This window comes from Streptomyces sp. 2323.1, from assembly GCF_900221035.1.
Taxonomy (GTDB): Bacteria; Actinomycetota; Actinomycetes; order Streptomycetales; family Streptomycetaceae; genus Streptomyces; species Streptomyces sioyaensis.
Genome location: NZ_LT907981.1, coordinates 4,446,047 through 4,466,684, shown reverse-complemented (window position 1 = coordinate 4,466,684; position 20,638 = coordinate 4,446,047). Strand labels below are relative to the sequence as shown.

Sequence of the window (20,638 nt, the reverse complement as noted above, 5' to 3'; positions counted from 1 at the left end):
CTGTCGGCTGGGCGTACGGGGGTCGGCCCCCGGGGGATGGCAGCACGGTCAGGCTCCCGTGCCCGTGGCGAAGAGGACGGCGGCGATGGCCAGGACGAGCGAGCCCGCGAGCAGCGCGCCGAGGTAGGTCTGCACGTTCCCGGTCTGGGCCCGGCGGACGGCGGCACCCAGCCAGCGCGGAGCGGCGCCCGCACCGCTGACGTAGGTGTCGACGACCGCACGGTCCAGGAAGCGGACCAGCGTGGCGGCGGCGCGTACAGGCCGCACGAAGAGCGCGGAGTAGACGGCGTCGAGATGGAAGCCGACGGCCGCATGCGGCTGGAGCGGGCCGAGGAGGAGGCGGCCGGGGTCGGCCGGGTCCGCGGCGCCGGCGTTGTCGCCGTAAACCGGGGCGTGGGTGGCGATGGCCGTCTCCTCGGCGGCCTCGGGGCCGGCGTCCGGGGCGGCCACGACCGCACCGATGGGGGTGCGGGCGGCCAGGGCGGTGGTGTGGCGCCAGGCGGCGTAGGTGACCAGGCCGCCGACGAGGGCGATGCCGGTGCCCAGGACGGAGGTGGTCAGGGTCGGCGCGAGCGAGCGTCCGTCGAACCACGCGGGCAGGAGCGGGGCGGCCAGGCCCAGCGCGACGGTCGGGACGAAGAGCGCCCACAGGACGGCGTTCATCACGACCGGCTGCCGGCCGTGGTCCGGGGCTTCGACGCCCTTGCCCCGGAAGGCCCGCAGCCACAGGCGGGTGGCGTAGGCCGCGGTGAGGAGGGCGGTGAGCAGTCCGGAGACCAGGACGGTCCAGCCGGCCGCGCCGGGGATGCCGTGCGCGGCGCCGGTGGCGGCGTGCTCGGCGGCGCCCAGGACGGCTTCCTTGGAGAAGAAGCCGGCGAACGGCGGGATCGCGGCGAGCGCGAGCAGCGCGACGGTCATCGTCCAGTAGGCGTCCGGGATGCGCCGGGCCAGGCCGCTCATCCGGGACATGGCGGCCAGCGAGTTGGTACCTGCGGCGTGGATGATCACGCCTGCGCCGAGGAAGAGGAGGGCCTTGAACGCACCGTGCGAGATGAGGTGGAAGACGGCGGCGCCGCGGTCGCCGACGGCCAGCGCGCCGAGCATGTAGCCGAGCTGGCCGACCGTCGAATAGGCCAGGACGCGCTTGATGTCGTCCTGGGCGAGCGCGGCCAGACCGGAGCCGACCATGGTGAGCGCGGCCATGACGGCCATCACCACCAGCGCGGCCGCGGAGGCCGCGAAGACGGGGAGGAGACGGGCCACGACATAGATACCGGCCGCCACCATCGTCGCGGCGTGGATCAGCGCCGAGACCGGCGTCGGGCCGGCCATCGCGTCCGGGAGCCAGGTGTGCAGCGGGAACTGCGCCGACTTGCCCGCGACACCGGCCAGCAGGAGCAGCGCGATCAGCGTCGGGTGGTCCAGCCCGCCGCTCGCGACGGTGCCGAGGATGCCGGTGATGCGGAAGGTTCCGGCGTCGGCGGCCAGCGCGAAGATGCCGAAGAGGAAGGGGACATCGCCGAGCTTGGTGACGAGGAAGGCCTTCAGGGAGGCGGCCCGGGCGGCCTCGGTCTCCCAGTAGTGGCCGACGAGGAAGTAGGAGCAGATGCCCATGACTTCCCAGCCGACCAGCAGCAGCATCAGGTCGCCGGTGTAGACGACCAGCAGCATCGCGGAGGTGAAGAGGGAGACCAGCGCGGCATAGGAGGCGTAGCGCGGGTCGTTGCGCAGATAGCCGGTGGAGTAGAGCTGCACACAGGTCGCCACGACACCGACCAGGACGGCGATCAGCACGGCGAAGCCGTCGAGGTGCAGGGCCAGATCGATGGGGATCGAACCGGTCGGGGTGAGCTCGGTGGCGACGTCGGTGGCCGGGCCGGTGCCCTGCCCGACGGCGACGTCCACCGCGAGCACGGCGGCGGCCAGGGTCGGCAGCACCGCCAGCGGCCGCACGAAACCGGGCGCCCGGCGGCCCAGGAGAAGGCCGGCGACGGCCCCGAGGAAGGGCAGGAGAGGAACGAGAACGGCAGTGGTCGTAAGCGTCACGCGGCGGCCTCCGCCGTGGTGTCCGGCTGCGGTTCCCCGTCCGCGGCCCCCGGCTTCTCGGCGAGGTCACGGAGCCGGTCGATGTCGGAGCTGCCGCGGTTGCGGTAGACGAGCAGCACGATCGCCAGGCCGATGCCGATCTCGGCGGCGGCGATGGCGATGGTGAAGAGGGTGAGCGCCTGGCCGGCGTGCAGGGTGTCGCGCAGCCAGACGTCGAAGGCGACGAGGTTGAGGTTGACGGCGTTGAGCATCAGCTCGACGGACATCAGCACCAGGATCGCGTTGCGGCGGGCCAGCACGCCGTACAGCCCGGTGCAGAAGAGGAGGACGGCGAGGACGGCCGGGTAGGCGAGATGCATCAGCGCTGCTCCTCTCGGGGGGCGGGGGCGGCACCGTTGGTGAGGGCCGCCGCCGCGGCCTCGCCCGCACCCGACTTGCGGGACAGCACGATCGCCCCGACGAGCGCGGCCAGCAGCAGCACGGACAGCGCCTCGAAGGGCAGCACCCAGTACTGGAAGAGGCTGCGCCCGGAAACCTCGGTGGAGCCCTGGGCGGCGCCGTCGAGGTTGATCCAGGTGGCCCGGAAGGCGTCCACGACGACCCAGACCAGCGCGGCCGCCGAGGCGAGGGCCACGACGAGCGCGGCCCAGCGGTTGCCCGAATCGGCGTCCGGGGAACGGCCGATGGGCGCCTTGGTGAGCATCAGCCCGAAGAGCAGGAGGACGACGACCGAACCGACATAGATCAGTACCTGCACCCAGGCGATGAACTCGGCCGTCAGGAGCAGATATTCCACGGCGACCCCGCCGAGCGCGACGACCAGCCAGAGGGCCGCGTGCACCAGCTGCCGGGTGGTGACGGTCAGCGCGGCCGCGCCGAGGGTGCCGATCCCGACGAGGACGAAAGCGATCTCGACGCCGCTGGGCGAAAGGAAGCCGTGGCCGGCTGCGGTGGCGGCGAGCGTCACGTGCCCTCCCCTGGGGTGTCCGGTCGGTCCTGCGGCGGTTCTTCCCGGGCCTCGGCCTCCGCCGCCTGCTGGGCGGCGAGCTTGTCCGCTGCCTTACGGGCGGCGGTGAGCTCCTTGGGGTCCTCGGCGGCCGGGTCGAGCGCCGGCGGCTCGGGCACCGTCCACATCCACTCACGGAGCTTGTCGCGCTCATGGGTCAGCTCGCGGATGTCCGTCTCGGCGTACTCGAACTCCGGGGACCAGAAGAGCGCGTCGAAGGGGCAGACCTCGATGCAGATACCGCAGTACATGCACAGCGCGAAGTCGATCGCGAAGCGGTCCAGTACGTTGCGGCTGCGCTCGCGGCCTCCGGGGGCGGCCGGCGGCACCGTCTCCTTGTGGGAGTCGATATAGATGCACCAGTCCGGGCACTCGCGGGCGCAGAGCATGCAAACCGTGCAGTTCTCCTCGAACAGCCCGATGACGCCGCGGGTACGGGGCGGGAGGTCGGGCTGGACGTCCGGGTACTGCGCGGTGACCGACCGTTTCGTCATCGTCCGCAGGGTGACGGCCAGCCCCTTGGCGAGGCCGGAACCGGGGAAGCTCATGACGAGATCACCACCTTGATGACGCCGGTGAGGGCGATCTGGGCGAGCGCGAGCGGGATGAGGACCGTCCAGGCGAGCTTTTGCAGCTGGTCCTCGCGCAGCCGCGGGTAGGTCACCCGCAGCCAGATGACGCCGAAGGCGAGGATCACGGTCTTCAGCAGCGTCCACAGCCAGCCCAGGCCGTCGGCGCCGAACGGGCCGTGCCAGCCGCCGAGGAAGAGGACGGAGGTCAGGGCGCAGAGGACGACGATGCCCGCGTACTCGGCGAGGAGGAAGAGCGCGAAGCGCAGTCCGGTGTACTCGGTGTACGCACCGAAGATGATCTCCGAGTCGGCGACCGGCATGTCGAACGGCGGCCGCTGCAGCTCGGCGAGCCCGGCGGTGAAGAAGACGACGCCGCCGACGATCTGCCAGGGCACCCACCACCAGTGGAAGGCCTCGATGATGCCGGGCAGCGAGAGCGTGCCGGCCGCCATCGCGACCGACGCCGCGGCGAGCAGCATCGGCAGCTCGTACGCGAGCAGCTGGGCGGCCGTCCGCAGGCCGCCGAGCAGCGAGAACTTGTTCGCCGAGGCCCAGCCCGCCATCAGCGAGCCGAGCACCCCGACGCCCATGACGGCCAGGACGAAGAAGATCCCCGCGTCCAGGGCCTGGCCCACGGCGTTGTGCGGGCCTATCGGGATGGCGACCAGGACCAGGAGGTACGGCAGCAGGGCGACGGCGGGCGCGAGCTGGAAGATCCGCCGGTCGGCGCCGGCCGGAACGATGTCTTCCTTCTGCGCGAACTTCACGCCGTCGGCGACCAGTTGCGCCCAGCCGTGGAACCCGCCCGCGTACATGGGACCGAGGCGGCCCTGCATATGGGCCATGACCTTGTGCTCGGTCTGCCCGATGACCAGGGGGAACACCAGGAAGACGACGAAGACGGCAGCGAGGCGCAGCGCGATGTCGAGTGCGTCGCTCATGGGGTGTCGCCTCCTTCCGGGGCCTGGGGTTCATCGGCTGCGGGACGGGGGCGTTTCTCGGGCTCGGGGGTCGGGGTGTCGGTGGGTTCCGCGTCCGGGCCGGGCGTGTGCTCCGGGCCGGCCTGCTCGGGCTCCGGTCCAGGCGTCTGCTCGGGCTTCTCCGCGGCGGCCTCTCCGGCCTTCCCCGCCTCGTCGAAGGCCGGGCGTGCGTGGTGCCACGGGGCGTCGGAGGAGCGCGGGGGCGCCGCCTTGGGGGCCGCCGCCTCCGGGGCCGCCGCCGGCGTCTCCTCTGCCGGGGCCGCTTCCGCCGCCTGCTGCTGACTGGCCGAGCCCGCGCTCGCCGACCGCGTACGACGGGCGGGGCGCTCCGGCCGTTCGGTACCCGAGGGAGCTGCCGGAGCCTCCGGCGTGCCGACCGCCTCCCCGGGCGCCTGCTGACTGGCCGAGCCCGCGCCCGCGGTCCGGGTCCGCCGGGCCGGGCGCTCGCCCGCGGCAGCGCCGGCCGCACGGGCACCGCCCGCGGCCCGCGCACCCCGCGCCGGCCGCGCGGGTGCCGGCGGCAGCTGGCCCTTGAGCGGGCCCCATTCGTTCGGGTCCGGGACTCCCGGGGGCAGCATCTGGCGGCGCTTGGGCCCGCCGTGCTCGGGCTCCCCCGGCTCCTTGGCGCCCGGCCAGGCCTTCGCCACCCGCGCCGCCAGCACGAAGTCCTTGCGCAGCGGGTGCCCTTCGAAGCTGTCCGGGAGCAGCAGCGGTACGAGGTGCGGATGGCCGGTGAAGTCGACCCCGAACATCTCGTGGGTCTCACGCTCGTGCCAGCCCGCGCCCGCGTACACCTCGACGGCCGTGGGCAGCGCGGCCGCCTCGTGCGGCACGGTCGTCCGCACGATCAGCCGGCGGACGGTGCCGGGGCGCGCCACATCCGCGAGATGGGCGCAGATCCGGAAGCCGGTACCGGGCTCGTCGACGGCGCTCAGCCAGTCGAAATAGCTGCAGCCCAGGTCGTCCCGGGCGGCCGTCAGCGCGGTGAGCCAGCCGTCCGCCGGGACGTCGACGGTCAGCAGGTCGTACGCCAGCTCCGCCGTGGCCCCGGTACCGAAGATCTCGCTCGCGGGCCGCGGCAGCCAGCCGACGACGGGCTCGGCCGCGGGCGCTTCCGGCTGCTCCGCCGCCGCTGCCTGCTCGGCGCTCGCCGGCTCCTGCTCAGGGGTCTCGGGCTGCTCAGGCTTCTCGGGCTGCTCGCTCATCGGGGCTCCTCCCCCGCCGTCGTCGGCGCGGGCGGCGTGACGAGTCCGCTGCGCAGCGCGGCCGCCGAGGGCCGGGCCGCGCCGCCCTGCGCGTACCGCTCCCCCAGCGACTCGCGGGCGATCTTCTCCTGGAGCTTGAGGATGCCCTGGAGCAGCGCCTCCGGACGCGGCGGGCAGCCCGGGACGTACACATCGACCGGGATGATCTGGTCGACACCCTTGGTGACCGAGTACGAGTCCCAGTAGGGGCCGCCGCAGTTGGAGCAGGCCCCGAAGGAGATGACGTACTTCGGCTCGGGCATCTGCTCGTAGAGCCGCTTGACCGCCGGCGCCATCTTGTCGGTGACCGTGCCGGAGACGACCATCAGGTCGGCCTGGCGCGGACCGGGCGCGAACGGGATCACGCCGAGGCGGATGAAGTCGTGCCGCGCCATGGACGCGGCGATGAACTCGATGGCACAGCAGGCCAGGCCGAAGTTGAAGACCCACAGGCTGTAGCGGCGGCCCCAGTTGAGGACCACCTTCATCGGTTCGGGCGCGAGCCGGGCGAGGGTGCCCAGGCGCCGTGGCTCCGGCAGGAACTCGGCCCTGGCGCCCTCGGACGCGGCTGCGGATCCGTGGGGTGCGGGGTTCACGTCCATTCCAGGACGCCCTTCTTCCATGCGTAGAGCAGGCCGACGGCGAGGAAGCCGAGGAAGATGAACATCTCCACCAGCGTCACACCACCGAAGCCGGGGGCGGCGAAGATCGTCGCCCAGGGGAACAGGAAGATCGAGTCGACGGCGAAGATGACGTAGAGGAAGGCGTAGACGTAATAGCGGACCTGGGTGTGTGCCCAGCCTTCGCCGACCGGGTCCACGCCGCATTCATACGTCAGCAGCTTCTCGGGCGTCGGCACCACCGGCCGCAGCAGCCGCCCGGCCCCGAAGGCCACGGCGACGAAGAGCACCCCGATCACGGCGATGATCCCGACGACCGAGTAGCCCTGGAAATAGTCCGCGGCGACGGTGGTGCGTCCGGTCGCGTCCACCACGTCCGCCCCTCGCTCCCTGACTGCGCTTGTTCAACGACTTCGACGATCTGTACGGACGGGAGTCTAGGCCCTGGCCGGGCCGCACCGAGAAGCCGCATCGTCGCCGACGGTGAGCTTGTCCCTACTTCGCCCTACCTGGGCGGCAGGGAGCGTAGACCGGGCGTCCGGTTGTCTCAGCAGGTGTCTCACAGTGCGGACGCGGGGGAAGGGGCTGCGGTGGCGGATGTCTCCCCAAGGGCCACTCACCGGGGTGAGCCGCCTGGGGGGTGGGGAGGGGCGGACGGGGCTCCGTAGGGGGTGGGGTTTCCCGGGTGGGCGGACTGGTGGGCTGATGGGTGGGGGTAGGGCGCGGGGCCGCCCGCGGCAGAGGGGGCGCCGTAGGGGCCGGGGGCACCATAGGGGCCGGGGCCGCCCGGGGTGGCCTGGGGCGCTGGCCCTCCAGGGCCCGCGGGGCCGGCGTACGGCGTGGGGTGTCCGGCGCCGCCGGGGGCCGGCGGGGTGTCCTGGCCCGTCCGCTGCCGGCTGCTGCCGTCCGCCCGCGAGACCGCCCGGTCCATCGCCTCGGCCGCGATCCGCCCCGCCGCCTGCAGTGTCCGTTCGCCGAGCAGCTCCGTACGGATCGCACCGCCCGCCGCGAGATGGCGGTCGTACGGAAGCGGAAGCACCACCGCGCCGCCGACGCCGAGATGCTCGGCGGCCTTGCGGACATCGAGTCCGGTGTCCGGGGCGACGTGGCTGAGCACCACTACGGTCGTCGGCAGCATCCGGGGGTGGACGCCGCCGACCCAGTCCAGGACGGAGCGGGTGGCGGCCACGCCTTCCGGGGTCGCCGGGCAGACCAGGATCCGGGCCTGCGTCGTCACCAGCGCGGTGCGCGCCACCTCCGCGGGCAGCGTCTCGCAGTCGACGACCGTGGTCGCGAAGTACCGGCGCAGCGAGGTCATCACGACCCGGTAGGTATCGATGTCCAGGCGGGTGCCGATGGCGCCCTGGCTGCCGGGCAGCAGCCAGCCGCCGCCCGGAAACGGAATCAGATACCCCGTCAGATCGGTGATCAGCATCGACGGATCGACGATCTGCGCCAGGTCGGTCCCGGACCAGCGCACCTCCGTCGCGCCCAGCCGGTGCGGGAGCGTGCCGAGCGCCGGATCGGCCTCGACCGCCAGCACCGGATCGGCGCGGTAGTGCGCGTAGGTGAGGGCCAGCAGCGCGGAGACCGTGGACTTGCCCGCACCGCCGCGGATGCTGGTCACCGAGATCTGCCGGCCGGTGGTGACCGGCTGCTGGATGGCGTACGCGGTCTGCGTGACGGCGGTGGTCTCGGCCGCGGGCGACGACGCGATCGCCCGCCGTACGGCCCGCCCCGCGCGCTGGGCGACGGACTCCCCGTGCCGCGGCTTGCTCCGCAGCGCGTCCAGCTCGGGCGGCATCAGCGGCACGGAGACGGGGGTGGGCCCGGACCTGCGGGCCGGGGCGGACCCGCGGACGGGAGCGGGCGGGTGCAGGGGCGTGGGCGTGTGCACGGGGGCGGGAGCGGGCGCGGCGGCCTGCGGGGGCGGTCCCGGGTGAGCGGCTGCCGCGGGAGGAGTGGGGGCGGGGGCCGCGTGCCCCGGGCCGGGGTGGGGTGCCGGAGCGGGAGGGGCCGACGGCGCGGGGGCCGACGGCACGGGCGTCGGCATGGGGCCAGGCGCACCGCTGGCGCCGGGCGGGGCGGCATGGGCAGCCGTCGGCATCGGCCCGGCGGACGGCGCAACCGTCTGCTCGGGCACGCCCGGCTCCGCCTTCGCGGTCGTGGGCGTGTCCCACACACTCGCGTCGACGGGAGCGGAGGCGGAGGCGGATATCGCGTCGGCCGCGTGCCCCGGGCCGGGCATGGCCGAGCCGCCGGCCGTCGCCGGTCCCCCGTCCGTACCCGGCCCCCCGCCCGTCCCCGGCGTCATCGCTCCCCCACCAAGATCACGCAGCAGATCGTGCTGCCAGTTGTTCTGCACCGCTCCACCCGAGGCCACCGGTCCACCCGAGGCCACCGGTCCACCCGCTGCTGCCGACGCCGCCGACCCACCCGACGCCGCCGATCCCTCCACTACTGCCGGTCCATCCGTCGCCGCCGCCGACCCGTCCGCTGCCATGTCCATCCCCGTCTCCCCGGCTCAGAACGTCTGCAGCAGCCGGCCGTAGACCCCGAGCGCCCCGAGGGCCACCGGGATCAGCGCCACCACACTGACCGACTCGACGAGATTCAGCAGCCGGCGCAGCCGGGCCTGCACCTGCTCCGGCACCCGCAGCGCGAGCACCCCGAGCGGCAGCACCGTCAGCACACCCCACACGGCCAGCGCACCCGACGGATCGCCCGAAGAGGCCGCCCACCGCAGCAGCAGGCACACCCCGACCGCCGTACCGGCCGCCAGCAGGGCGATGACCTCGACGGCCAGGGGGTAGGCCCGCGCCCGCGACAGCGTCACCACGCACAACAGGGCCGCGGCGGCGACCGACCAGCCGTCCCCCTGCCCCGCGGCCAGCGCTCCCGCCGCGCCCGCGGAGGCCGCCACGGCGACGGTGGCCGGCGCGAGACCCCGATGGGTCGCGCCCAGCGCGGTCGCCACCTGGTGGCGGCTCACCGGCGCATCGCCGGAATGCCGGTCGTCGAGCCGGGTCATCCCGGCCGCCCGCAGCGCCAGCCGGGGCAGATACCCCAGCACCAGCACCGAGACCACACCGAGCGCAACTCCCGTACGGGCCACATCGGTCAGCGCCAGCCCGGCCTCCCAGACGCCCACCGCCAACGCGATCGTCGCCGCGCCGACGAGTCCGCCGCGCCCCAGCTCCGTACCGACGCCGAGCAGCGCGAGCACGGCCGCGACGGTCAGTCCGACTGCCGCCAGCCGCACCGTGCCGGCCGAGGAGGCCTGCCATGAGGCGAGCACGCCGAGCGCGCCGCCCAGCAGAACCAGCGCGGTGCCCAGCGGGCGCCGGCCGAGCCACCCGCAGAGGGCTCCGGCCGCCGCGGCAAGAGCCCCGGCGATTCCGAGCCCGAGTGCGGCAGCACCGGGCCCGTACCAACTCGCCGCCGCCGTCCCGGCGATGAGGGCCAGCAGCACACTCGCCGCACCGGCCGTCCACGTCCGGCTCCGCGCGCCCCAGTGCCAGCCGTGCACCGCCGGATCGTCGGCGGCCCCGTCCGTCGCGTCAGGGACGACCCGGCCGAGGGAGGTGGCCGACACGGCCCCCGGCTCCCTCTCCGTACTCACACTCACCATGCCGCCGCGGTCCCTGTGTTGCTGTGTGTGGGGCTCACTCCGGGCGCACGCGAACCGTCCGCCGCGGAAACCGGCTCCCGCAACTGGACGTCGCAGTTCCGCGCCATCGTCGCCCCCTCCCGTTCCGTACCGCGACACGATACGGCGCCCCTGCGACAACCTGTCCAGCACGGCCGGAGCAATTCGCCCACGGGCCGCGGCCGGCCGGGCCGTTGCCGTGCGCAGGGGCGGCGATGCTGCACGGGGTGAGGAAAACCCCACCGTCCGCCACCCCCTCAACCCCATGGCACCAGGGGGAGCCGCCGGGCAGGCTGGGCGTATGACGGAGAGATCCCGGTCCAGTGCTGCTGATGACGCCCTTGGCGACGCCCCGCCACCGCCGCCCCGAGCGCTGCTCAGCGGCCTGATGTGGCGGGAGATCGCGTATCTGCTGGCCAACTTCCCGCTGGGCGTCGCGGCGTTCGTGGTCGTGCTGGTGTGGCTCACGCTGGGCATCGGGCTGTCCGTCACCGTGGTGGGGCTGCCGCTGCTGGCGACAGGGCTGCTGGCGTGCCGGCAGTACGGGAGGCTGGAGCGCGCCCGGGCGGCGGCGCTGCTCGGGGTGCGGATCGCGGAGCCGAGCCGGCTGCGGCCCCGGGAGCGGGGGTTCTTCCCGTGGTTGTGGACGTGTCTGAAGGATCCGGTCGCCTGGCGGCACGCGCTGTTCGCCTTCGTCCGGCTGCCGTGGGTGCTCCTCACCTTCACGGTCGTCCTCGTCCTGCTGGTCGTGGGGTGGCCGGTGCTGCCGTGGGTGGCGCGCTGGCTGTCCAACGTGGACCGGGCGATGGTGCGCGGTCTGCTCTCCCCCTCCGATGAGCTGGAGCGGCGGATCGCCGAGCTGGAGTCGGACCGGGTGACGGTCACCGACACCGCGGCCGCCGATCTGCGGCGCATCGAACGGGATCTGCACGACGGCGCGCAGGCCCGGCTGGTGGCGCTCGCCATGGGGCTCGGGCTGGCCAAGGAGAAGCTGCTGGAGGACCCGGAAGCGGCGGCGGCGATGGTGGACGAGGCGCACGGCGAGGTGAAGCTCGCGCTCCAGGAGCTGCGGGACCTGGCCCGCGGCATCCATCCGGCGATCCTCACCGACCGCGGGCTGGGGCCCGCGCTGGCCTCGCTGGCCGGGCGCTGCACGGTGCCGGTGACCACCTCGGTGGACCTGGACGAGCGGCCCGCGCCCGCCATCGAGGGCATCGCCTACTTCACCGTCTCGGAGCTGCTGCAGAACGTCTCCAAGCACAGTGCGGCGCGGCAGGCCTCGGTGGAGGTGTGGCGGGCCGCGGACCGGCTGCTGATCCTGGTGTCGGACGACGGACGGGGCGGGGCCCGGCTGGACGGCGGCAGCGGGATGGCCGGGCTCGCCGGGCGGCTGGGGTCGGTGGACGGGCTGTTCGTGCTGGATTCGCCGGTGGGCGGGCCGACGCGGGTGACGGCGGAGCTGCCGTGGCGGGCGCGGACGGAGCCCGCAGCGGCGTCGAGGGGCCGCTGAGGGGCGGTGTCCCCGGCGCCCACCGGTCCGGCCGCTGTGGCGCCCGGCCGCGCGTCCGGAGGGGGTGCCGCGCGTCCGGAGGGGGTGGGGAAAACCCCCGTCAAAGACTGCGAAGGCCCTCATGGTCCGGCGGGCGCCGGCCGCGGACCCTGATGAGGACGGACGAGAGCGCCCGGCCCGGGGAGGGCACGGCGCCGACAGGGCAACGGCCGCACCCCAGGGGGAGCGCCGCAACCGGCAGAACGGACGACGAAGACGATGGATTCCGTATACGCACCGCAGCACCGCGGCTCCCGTGTGCCCGTGGGGCTGCGCGCCCCGTTCTCCGGGCGCACCTGGCGGGAGACCCTGTACCTCCTGCTCAACCTCCCGATGTCCCTGGTGATGTTCACCTACACGATGGTGGTGGTGTCCCTGGGCGCCGGGCTGCTGGTGACGTTCCTGGGCATCCCGGTGCTGGCCGTCGGTCTCGCCGGCGCCCGCGGCCTCGGCAGCCTGGAGCGTGCGCGGGCCCGCGCCCTGCTGGGGCTGGACGTCGCCGATCCGGGGCCGGTCCGGGCCGCCAAGCCGGGGCCGATGGGGTGGGTCGGGGCCGTGCTGAAGAGCGGGGAGTCCTGGCGGCACGTCGTCTACTCGCTGGTGCACTTCCCGTGGGCGCTCTTCACCTTCGTCTTCTCGGTGGCGTTCTGGTCCGTCGGGTGGGTGCTGCTGGCCTACCCCCTGTGGCGGTGGACCTTCCCCGAGTACCTCGACCGGCCGGGCATCCTGGTGTGGGACGAAGGCAGCGGCCACGGCTCCTTCCTCGACACCCCGGCGGAGATCGGGTTCACCGGCGGGATCGGGCTGCTGATGGTGCTGGCCGGGCCGTGGGTGATCCGCGGGCTGACCCAGGTGGACCGGATCATGGTCCAGGGTCTGCTGGGGCCCTCCTCGCTCGCCACCCGGGTCGTGGAGCTGGAGTCGGACCGCGGGGTGGTGGTGGACACCGCGGCGGCCGACCTGCGCCGCATCGAGCGCGATCTGCACGACGGCGCCCAGGCCCGGCTGGTCTCGCTCGCCATGGACCTGGGCCTGGCCAGGGAGAAGCTGGCCGAGGACCCGCAGGCCGCCGCGAAGATGGTGGACGAGGCGCATGGCGAGGTGAAGATCGCGCTCCAGGAGCTGCGGGACCTGGCCCGCGGCATCCACCCGGCGATCCTCACCGACCGGGGGCTCGGCCCGGCGCTGTCGGCGCTGGCCGCGCGGTGCACGGTGCCGGTCTCGGTGAGCGTCGAGCCCATGCCCCGGCCGGCCGCGGCGATCGAGGGCATCGCCTACTTCACCGCCTCCGAGCTGCTGCAGAACGTCTCCAAGCACGCCATGGCCGGCAGCGCGACGCTGGACGTCTGGCGCACCGAGGACCGGCTGATGGTGCTGGTCGCGGACGACGGCCAGGGCGGCGCGCACACCGGCGCCGGCACCGGCCTGGCGGGCCTGGCCGAGCGCCTGGAATCCGTCGACGGCCTGCTGGTCGTGGACTCCCCGGCCGGCGGCCCGACCCGCATCACCGCCGAGCTGCCGTGGCGCGGCTGACCCCCGGGCCGGCGGCGCCGGCTCCCGGCCCGGCGCCCCCGGCCCGCCGCTGATCCCCCCTTCCCCGCCTCGCCCCCGTCCGGATGCTGGGAAGCTGGGGGCAGCAGAGCGGGACGCGACGGGGCATGGGGGAATCTGAGCCGTGGAGGACAAGGTGCGGGTGGTCATCGCCGAGGATTCGGTGCTGCTGCGGGAGGGCCTGACCCGGCTGCTCACCGACCGGGGGCACGAGGTCGTGGCGGGCGTGGCGGACGCCGAGGCGCTGATCAAGGTGATCGGGGAGCTGGCGGACGAGGGCGCGCTGCCGGACGTGGTGGTCGCGGACGTACGGATGCCGCCGACGCACACCGACGAGGGCGTACGGGCCGCCATCCGGCTCCGCCGGGACCACCCCGGCCTGGGGGTGCTGGTGCTCTCGCAGTACGTCGAGGAGCAGTACGCCACGGAGCTGCTGGCCGGCTCCACCCGGGGCATCGGCTATCTGCTCAAGGACCGGGTGGCCGAGGTGCGGGAGTTCGTCGACGCGGTGGTCCGGGTGGCCGGGGGCGGGACCGCACTGGACCCGGAGGTGGTGGCGCAGCTGCTGGGCCGCAGCCGCCAGCAGGACGTGCTGGCGCATCTGACGCCCCGGGAGCGGGAGGTCCTGGGGCTGATGGCCGAGGGGCGGACGAACTCCGCGGTCGCCCGGCAGCTGGTGGTCAGCGCCGGTGCGGTCGAGAAGCACGTCAGCAACATCTTCCTGAAGCTGGGCCTGGCGCAGAGTGACGGGGATCACCGCCGGGTGCTCGCGGTACTCACCTACCTCAACTCCTGATCGTCTGACACTCTGTCAGACAGGTGGCCCGAGGCGTTTTCCACCGGGGCTCAGGACTTTAGGCGTAGAACCAATGGCGGAGTCCGGAGCGTCATGAATGAGGGGGTCACGGGGGCGGTGATTTCATGACAAAACACACCAGATCGGTGTCTCATGTTGACGTCCAGCATGCGATCGCCCTAAGGAAGGCCACCCTTACCCACGTACGATGGTTATGGGACAACCGGTCGGTACGACCCGTCCCGAGCCCTGCCTCCGGCGGGGACGCCGCACCCCGAGAGGGAGGTCCGAAGCAGTGACCAGCCAGGTCAGTAGCCCAGCCGAGCAGACCGACGCAGCGCTTGTCGGGGAACAGCGCGCATCCGGTAACGGCGCGGAAGGCAAGGAAGTCCGGCGCCTGGACCGGGTGATCATCCGGTTCGCCGGTGACTCCGGTGACGGTATGCAGCTCACCGGTGACCGGTTCACCTCCGAAACGGCGTCGTTCGGAAACGACCTGTCGACGCTGCCCAACTTCCCCGCCGAGATCCGGGCCCCTGCCGGGACCCTGCCGGGCGTCTCCAGCTTCCAGCTGCACTTCGCCGACCACGACATCCTCACGCCCGGCGACGCGCCGAACGTCCTGGTCGCGATGAACCCGGCGGCGCTGAAGGCGAACATCGGGGACGTGCCCCGGGGTGCGGACATCATCGTCAACACCGATGAGTTCACCAAGCGCCCGATGGCGAAGGTCGGCTATGCGACCAGTCCCCTGGAGGACGGCTCGCTGGAGGCCTACCACGTCCACCCGGTGCCGCTGACCACGCTGACGATCGAGGCGCTCAAGGATTTCGGGCTCTCCCGCAAGGAGGCCGAACGCAGCAAGAACATGTTCGCGCTGGGGCTGCTGTCGTGGATGTACCACCGGCCGACCGAGGGCACCGAGGCGTTCCTGCGGGCGAAGTTCGCCAAGAAGCCGGACATCGCGGAGGCGAACGTCACCGCCTTCCGGGCGGGCTGGAACTTCGGTGAGACGACGGAGGACTTCGCCGTCTCCTACGAGGTCGCACCGGCGACGAAGGCCTTCCCGACCGGCACCTACCGCAACATCTCCGGAAACCTCGCGCTGTCCTACGGGCTGATCGCGGCGGGCCGGCAGGCGGATCTGCCGCTCTATCTGGGCTCGTACCCCATCACCCCGGCCTCCGACATCCTGCACGAGCTGTCCAAGCACAAGAACTTCGGTGTGCGGACGTTCCAGGCGGAGGACGAGATCGCCGGTATCGGCGCGGCGCTGGGCGCGGCGTTCGGCGGTGCGCTGGCGGTGACGACCACCTCCGGTCCCGGTGTGGCGCTGAAGTCGGAGACCATCGGTCTGGCGGTCAGTCTTGAACTGCCGCTGCTGGTCGTGGACATCCAGCGCGGCGGGCCCTCGACGGGTCTGCCCACCAAGACCGAGCAGGCCGATCTGCTCCAGGCGATGTACGGCCGCAACGGCGAGGCGCCGGTGCCGATCGTGGCGCCCCGGACTCCCGCCGACTGCTTCGACGCGGCGCTGGACGCGGCCCGGATCGCGCTCACCTACCGCACCCCCGTCTTCCTGCTCTCCGACGGCTATCTGGCCAACGGCTCCGAACCGTGGCGGATCCCGGACGTCGACGAACTCCCCGATCTGCGCGTGCAGTTCGCGTCCGGCCCCAACCACCAGCTGGCGGACGGCACCGAGGTCTTCTGGCCGTACAAGCGCGACGGGCAGACGCTGGCCCGCCCCTGGGCGGTGCCGGGCACGCCGGGCCTGGAGCACCGCATCGGCGGCATCGAGAAGCAGGACGGCACCGGCAACATCTCCTACGACCCCGCCAACCACGACTTCATGGTGCGCACCCGCCAGGCGAAGATCGACGGCATCGAGGTCCCGGACATCGAGGTGGACGACCCCGCCGACGACAGCGGCCAGGGTGCCGACACCCTCGTCCTCGGCTGGGGTTCGACGTACGGCCCGATCACCGCGGCGGTCCGGCGCGTACGGCGGTCCGGGGAGCGCATCGCGCAGGCCCATCTGCGCCATCTCAACCCCTTCCCGCGGAATCTCGGCGAGGTCCTGGCGCGTTACGACAAGGTGATCGTGCCGGAGATGAACCTCGGACAGCTCGCCACCCTGCTGCGCGCCAGGTACCTCGTGGACGCGCGCTCGCACACCCAGGTCAGCGGAATGCCGTTCAAGGCCGAGCAGCTTGCGGAGGTCTTTAAGGAGGCCATCAATGACTGAGGCGATCTCGGAGCGGCCCTCGCAGATCGAGGCGCTGTCCCTGGTGCCCAAGGCCGAGGCCAAGCAGTCCATGAAGGACTTCAAGTCCGATCAGGAAGTGCGCTGGTGCCCCGGCTGCGGTGACTACGCCGTCCTCGCCGCCGTGCAGGGCTTCATGCCCGAGCTCGGCCTGGCGAAGGAGAACATCGTCTTCGTCTCCGGCATCGGCTGCTCCTCCCGCTTCCCGTACTACATGAACACCTACGGGATGCACTCCATCCACGGCCGCGCCCCGGCCATCGCCACCGGCCTGGCCTCCTCGCGGCGCGACCTGTCCGTGTGGGTCGTCACGGGCGACGGCGACGCGCTGTCCATCGGCGGCAACCACCTCATCCACGCCCTGCGGCGCAACGTCAACCTCAAGATCCTGCTGTTCAACAACCGGATCTACGGGCTGACCAAGGGCCAGTACAGCCCCACCTCCGAGGTCGGCAAGATCACCAAGTCGACGCCGATGGGCTCGCTGGACGCGCCGTTCAACCCGGTCTCGCTGGCGCTGGGCGCCGAGGCGTCCTTCGTGGCCCGCACCGTCGACTCCGACCGCAAGCACCTCACCTCGGTGCTGCGCGAGGCCGCCGCCCACCCCGGCACGGCGCTGGTGGAGATCTACCAGAACTGCAACATCTTCAACGACGGCGCCTTCGAGGTCCTCAAGGACAAGGAGCAGGCCCAGGAGGCCGTGATCCGGCTGGAGCACGGGGAGCCGATCCGCTTCGGCGCCCTGGCCCCCGACGGCTTCGGCTCCAAGGGCGTGGTCCGCGACCCGGCCACCGGCGACCTCAAGATCATCGACGTCCGGGAGGAGGGCACCGGCGGTGTGCTGGTCCACGACGCGCACAACCCCTCGCCCACCACGGCCTTCGCCCTCTCCCGGCTCGCCGACCCCGACACCCTCCACCACACCCCCATCGGTGTGCTGCGCAGCGTCGACCGGCCGGTCTACGACACCCTGATGTCCGACCAACTGGACGCCGCCATCGAGCAGAAGGGCAAGGGCGACCTGGCCGCCCTGCTGGCCGGCAACGACACCTGGACCGTCGTCGGCTGACCGCCGGTCCGCCGGTCCACGGACGTTCCCCGGGCGGGACCGTCCACGGAAAGACCCTCAAAGGCACCTGCGGGGTGTCCGTACGGGACGTCATACGGCGTCCCGTACGGGCACCCCGCTCGCCGTTTCCGGGGCCGCGCCCGCTCACGTCATGGGAGCCGCGCCCCTACCGCTGCCTGCCCGCGCGGGGCGGGATCTCCCGCCCTGACCGCGTCGTCATGACCGTATGGCAAAACACACATGACAGACCGGCCGTGTGGCGCTACCTTTCGCAGAGTCGACGATGCGCCACCAGGAGGGTCCCCTTGCAGACTCGAAGCGATCAGCGTGCCGGACTCGCCTACGGCGTCGCCGCCTACACCATGTGGGGCCTGCTGCCCCTCTACTGGCATCTGCTGGACGCCGCCGCGCCGTCCGAGATCCTGGCCCACCGCATGGTGTGGTCGCTGCCCGTCGCGCTCGTCATCCTGGCCGTGCTCCGCCGCTGGTCCTGGATAGGCCCGCTGCTGCGGCAGCCCCGGCGACTCGCGCTGATCCTGCTCTGCGCCGTGGTCATCTCGTCGAACTGGTTCCTCTACATCTGGGCGGTCAACGCCGGGCACGTCCTGGAGGCCTCGCTCGGCTACTTCATCAATCCGCTGGTCAGCATCGCCTTCGGCGTGCTGTTTCTGCGCGAGCGGCTGCGGCCGCTGCAGTGGACGGCGGTGGGGATCGGCGCCGTGGCCGTCGTCGTGATGGCCGTCGCCTACGGCAAGGTGCCCTGGATCGCGCTCGGGCTGGCCTTCTCGTTCGCGACGTACGGGCTGGTCAAGAAGGGCGTCAAGCTCGACGGCATCGAGGGCTTCAGCGCCGAGACCGCCATGCAGATGCTGCCCGCACTGGGCTTCCTGATCTACCTCGGCCTGCACGGCGAGGCCAGCTTCACCACCGGCGGGGTGGGCCAGGCGCTGCTGCTCGCGGGCTGCGGCATCGCCACCGCCGTGCCGCTGATCTGCTTCGGCGCCTCCGCCATGCGGCTGCCGCTGACCATGATCGGGATGTTGCAGTATCTGGCGCCGACCTTTCAGTTCCTGCTGGGGCTCACCGTCTTCCGGGAGGAGATGCCGGCGGAGCGCTGGGCCGGCTTCGCGCTGGTGTGGGCTGCCCTGACGATGCTGACCTGGGATGCGCTGCGGACCGCCCGGCGGGGGCGGGCAGCACTGGCCGACGCCGCGGCCCGCTCGGGCGAGGTGGCCGCGGCCGAGGCGGTCCAGCTGGCCGAGGCGGTCCAGGCGGCGGACGCGGCCCGGGAAGCGGCGGCGGGGACCACCGCGGCACCGACGTCGGCGCCACAGCCCCCCGGCGGCCTCACGCAGTGATGTCCCGGCTGGTGAAGCGCGCCCAGGCCGCCGAGCCGAACACCAGGGCGTACAGCGCCTGCAGACCGGCGTTCTTCTGCAACTGGTCCCAATAGACGGGGTCGCGGAGCAGGTCGGCGAAGGACAGCCAGTAGTGCGGGAAGAGGTACGGCTGGACGGCCGCCAACTGCGGGACGGTGTCCAGGATCTGCACGGTGATCAGCAGGCCGACCGTGGTCGCCATGGCCGCGATCCCGCTGCTGGTGAGCGTCGAGACGAACAGGCCGATGGCGGCCACCCCGACGAGGGACAGGGCCACCGCACCCGCGATGGCCAGCGCCCGCAACAGCCCCTCGCCGAAGGATATGGACGTCCCCGACAGCAGGGTGACCTCCCCCAGCGGGAAGAGCAGCGCGCCGGTCACCAGCGCGGAGAGCGCCACGACCAGGGTGGCCACCAGGCAGAACGTCAGGGTCGTGGCGTACTTGACCAGCAGCAGGCGGGTGCGGCCGGCGGGGGCGACCAGGAGATAGCGCAGCGTCCCGCCGTGCGCCTCACCGGCGATCGCGTCGCCCGCGAGCACGCCGACGGCCATCGGCAGGAAGAACGGCAGCGTCACCGCGAGCGAGGCGAAGACCAGGAAGAGACCGTTGTGGGTGACCTGGGAGAGGAACGCCGGGCCGCCCTCGCCGCCACCTCCGCCGCCCCCGCCGGATTCGATCCGGACGGCGACACCGACCAGGACCGGTACGCCCGCGAGCACCGCCAGCAGCCCCAGGGTGCGCCAGCGCCGGAACGTCACCGCGATCTCGTTGCGCAGCAGGCCCAGCGACCACAGCGGTCGGGGCGTGCGCGGCACCGGCTCAGCCTGCGACATCGAAGCCCTCCCCGGTCAGCTGGACGAAGATGTCCTCCAGCGAGGCGCGTTCGGTGCCGAAGCCGCGGACCCGGACACCGGCGTGCACCAGCGCGGCGTTGAGGTCCGCCAGATCCGGCGGCGCCGCACCGTCGCGTGCGCCCAGCGGCGCGTCCAGGGACGGCAGTTCGCCCGTGACCCGGTCGCCGGTGGTCTGCAGGCCGGTCAGGCCGTGCTCCTTGAGGACCCGGGCCGCGTCCGCCGGATCGGGGGTGGTCACCGTCAGCCGGCCGGTGCCGCGCGAGTCGAGGACGGTGGCGGAGAGCTCGGCGACCGTGCCCTGGGTGATCAGCCGGCCGCGGCTCATCACCGCGGCATGGGTACAGATCTGCTCGATCTCGTCGAGCAGATGGGAGGAGAGAAAGACGGTGGTACCGTCCGCCGCCAGCTCACGGACCAGGCCGCGGATCTCCCGCATGCCCTGCGGGTCCAGGCCGTTGGTCGGCTCGTCGAGCACCAGCAGTTCACGGGGCCTCAGCAGAGCGGCGGCCAGTCCGAGGCGCTGTTTCATGCCGAGGGAGTAGGCGCGGGCCTTCTTGCCGGCCGCGGCGGCCAGGCCCACCCGCTCCAGCGCCTGGCCGACCCGCGCGGTACGGGTACCAGGATCGGCGGCCGGGTCGGCGGCGTCGAAGCGCCGGAGGTTGTCCCGCCCGCTGAGGAAGCCGTAGAGCGCCGGCCCCTCGATGAGGGCGCCGACCCGGGGCAGCACCCGGCGGCCCGCGGACGGCATCGGCGCGCCCAGCACCCGTGCGCTGCCGGCCGTCGCCTCGATCAGGCCCAGCAGCATGCGGATGGTGGTGGTTTTGCCGGAGCCGTTGGGGCCGAGGAAGCCGAAGACGCTGCCGCGCGGGACGACCAGATCGAGGCCGTCGACGGCGAGCCGGCCACGGTAGGCCTTGCTCAGCCCCCGTGTCTCGATCGCCGGGTCACCGGCCGGCGCGCGCCCCGGGCCGGGCCCTTCGGTACGCGGGCCGTTCGGCCGCGGTACGGGCGGCGGTGGCATCGGCGGGCTCCCCAGGTCGTACGGATGGGCCTGC

The 20,638-nt window shown here is 73.0% G+C and carries 18 protein-coding genes; 6 read left to right on the top strand and 12 right to left on the bottom strand.

What is annotated here, in order from left to right:
• Positions 1–48: 48 nt before the first annotated feature.
• The 10 genes from CPH93_RS19125 to CPH93_RS19080 all read right to left on the bottom strand — a co-directional run bounded on the left by CPH93_RS19125 (position 49) and on the right by CPH93_RS19080 (position 10,063).
• Complete coding sequence (locus CPH93_RS19125) at positions 49–2,046, bottom strand: NADH-quinone oxidoreductase subunit 5 family protein (protein ID WP_096213545.1); 1,998 nt, start codon at positions 2,044–2,046, stop codon at positions 49–51.
• Positions 2,043–2,405, bottom strand: coding sequence for an NADH-quinone oxidoreductase subunit NuoK (gene nuoK, locus CPH93_RS19120; RefSeq protein WP_093483826.1), 363 nt, complete (start codon positions 2,403–2,405; stop codon positions 2,043–2,045). The genes CPH93_RS19125 and nuoK overlap by 4 nt, the downstream gene beginning before the upstream one ends.
• A complete protein-coding gene (locus CPH93_RS19115) occupies positions 2,405–3,013 on the bottom strand; it encodes an NADH-quinone oxidoreductase subunit J family protein (RefSeq protein ID WP_093483827.1) in 609 nt (202 codons plus the stop codon). The genes nuoK and CPH93_RS19115 overlap by 1 nt, the downstream gene beginning before the upstream one ends.
• Positions 3,010–3,600 (bottom strand): NuoI/complex I 23 kDa subunit family protein, encoded by a 591-nt coding sequence (locus tag CPH93_RS19110; protein WP_093483828.1) that lies wholly within the window; start codon positions 3,598–3,600, stop codon positions 3,010–3,012. Before CPH93_RS19110 ends, CPH93_RS19115 begins: the two co-directional genes overlap by 4 nt.
• Positions 3,597–4,565, bottom strand: a complete 969-nt coding sequence (locus CPH93_RS19105) for a complex I subunit 1/NuoH family protein (protein WP_093483829.1) — start codon at positions 4,563–4,565, stop codon at positions 3,597–3,599. Before CPH93_RS19105 ends, CPH93_RS19110 begins: the two co-directional genes overlap by 4 nt.
• Positions 4,562–5,809: an NADH-quinone oxidoreductase subunit C gene (locus tag CPH93_RS19100; protein ID WP_096213544.1), complete on the bottom strand. Its 1,248-nt coding sequence runs from the start codon at positions 5,807–5,809 to the stop codon at positions 4,562–4,564. Before CPH93_RS19100 ends, CPH93_RS19105 begins: the two co-directional genes overlap by 4 nt.
• Positions 5,806–6,450, bottom strand: coding sequence for an NADH-quinone oxidoreductase subunit B (locus CPH93_RS19095; RefSeq protein WP_093483831.1), 645 nt, complete (start codon positions 6,448–6,450; stop codon positions 5,806–5,808). Before CPH93_RS19095 ends, CPH93_RS19100 begins: the two co-directional genes overlap by 4 nt.
• On the bottom strand, positions 6,441–6,842 hold the full coding sequence (locus CPH93_RS19090; RefSeq protein ID WP_006604840.1) for an NADH-quinone oxidoreductase subunit A: 402 nt from the start codon (positions 6,840–6,842) through the stop codon (positions 6,441–6,443). The genes CPH93_RS19095 and CPH93_RS19090 overlap by 10 nt, the downstream gene beginning before the upstream one ends.
• A 242-nt stretch (positions 6,843–7,084) precedes the next feature.
• Complete coding sequence (locus CPH93_RS19085; protein ID WP_269460164.1) at positions 7,085–8,272, bottom strand: hypothetical protein; 1,188 nt, start codon at positions 8,270–8,272, stop codon at positions 7,085–7,087.
• Positions 8,273–8,992: 720 nt separating this feature from the next.
• Positions 8,993–10,063 (bottom strand): secretion protein snm4, encoded by a 1,071-nt coding sequence (locus CPH93_RS19080; protein ID WP_096213542.1) that lies wholly within the window; start codon positions 10,061–10,063, stop codon positions 8,993–8,995.
• A gap of 355 nt (positions 10,064–10,418) precedes the next feature.
• Here CPH93_RS19080 and CPH93_RS19075 point away from each other — a divergent pair, with 355 nt between their 5' ends.
• The 6 genes from CPH93_RS19075 (at position 10,419) to rarD (ending at position 18,706) form a co-directional block, all read left to right on the top strand.
• Complete coding sequence (locus CPH93_RS19075; protein WP_173909842.1) at positions 10,419–11,627, top strand: sensor histidine kinase; 1,209 nt, start codon at positions 10,419–10,421, stop codon at positions 11,625–11,627.
• A 258-nt stretch (positions 11,628–11,885) separates the two neighbouring features.
• The gene (locus CPH93_RS19070; RefSeq protein ID WP_096213540.1) at positions 11,886–13,199 is read left to right on the top strand and encodes a sensor histidine kinase; all 1,314 of its coding nucleotides are present in this window, start codon (positions 11,886–11,888) and stop codon (positions 13,197–13,199) included.
• A 154-nt stretch (positions 13,200–13,353) separates the two neighbouring features.
• Positions 13,354–14,013, top strand: coding sequence for a response regulator transcription factor (locus CPH93_RS19065; RefSeq protein ID WP_093488813.1), 660 nt, complete (start codon positions 13,354–13,356; stop codon positions 14,011–14,013).
• A 295-nt stretch (positions 14,014–14,308) separates the two neighbouring features.
• Positions 14,309–16,261 carry a 2-oxoacid:acceptor oxidoreductase subunit alpha gene (locus tag CPH93_RS19060; protein WP_093483836.1) on the top strand — a complete coding sequence of 651 codons (1,953 nt, stop codon included), beginning with the start codon at positions 14,309–14,311 and terminating at the stop codon, positions 16,259–16,261.
• A complete protein-coding gene (locus CPH93_RS19055) occupies positions 16,254–17,348 on the top strand; it encodes a 2-oxoacid:ferredoxin oxidoreductase subunit beta (protein WP_093483837.1) in 1,095 nt (364 codons plus the stop codon). The genes CPH93_RS19060 and CPH93_RS19055 overlap by 8 nt, the downstream gene beginning before the upstream one ends.
• A gap of 305 nt (positions 17,349–17,653) precedes the next feature.
• Positions 17,654–18,706, top strand: a complete 1,053-nt coding sequence (gene rarD, locus CPH93_RS19050; protein ID WP_096213539.1) for an EamA family transporter RarD — start codon at positions 17,654–17,656, stop codon at positions 18,704–18,706.
• Here the strand turns inward: rarD and CPH93_RS19045 are convergent.
• On the bottom strand, positions 18,696–19,562 hold the full coding sequence (locus CPH93_RS19045; protein ID WP_096213538.1) for an ABC transporter permease: 867 nt from the start codon (positions 19,560–19,562) through the stop codon (positions 18,696–18,698). The genes rarD and CPH93_RS19045 overlap by 11 nt on opposite strands.
• Positions 19,549–20,604: an ABC transporter ATP-binding protein gene (locus tag CPH93_RS19040; protein ID WP_096213537.1), complete on the bottom strand. Its 1,056-nt coding sequence runs from the start codon at positions 20,602–20,604 to the stop codon at positions 19,549–19,551. Before CPH93_RS19040 ends, CPH93_RS19045 begins: the two co-directional genes overlap by 14 nt.
• Positions 20,605–20,638: the final 34 nt, after the last annotated feature.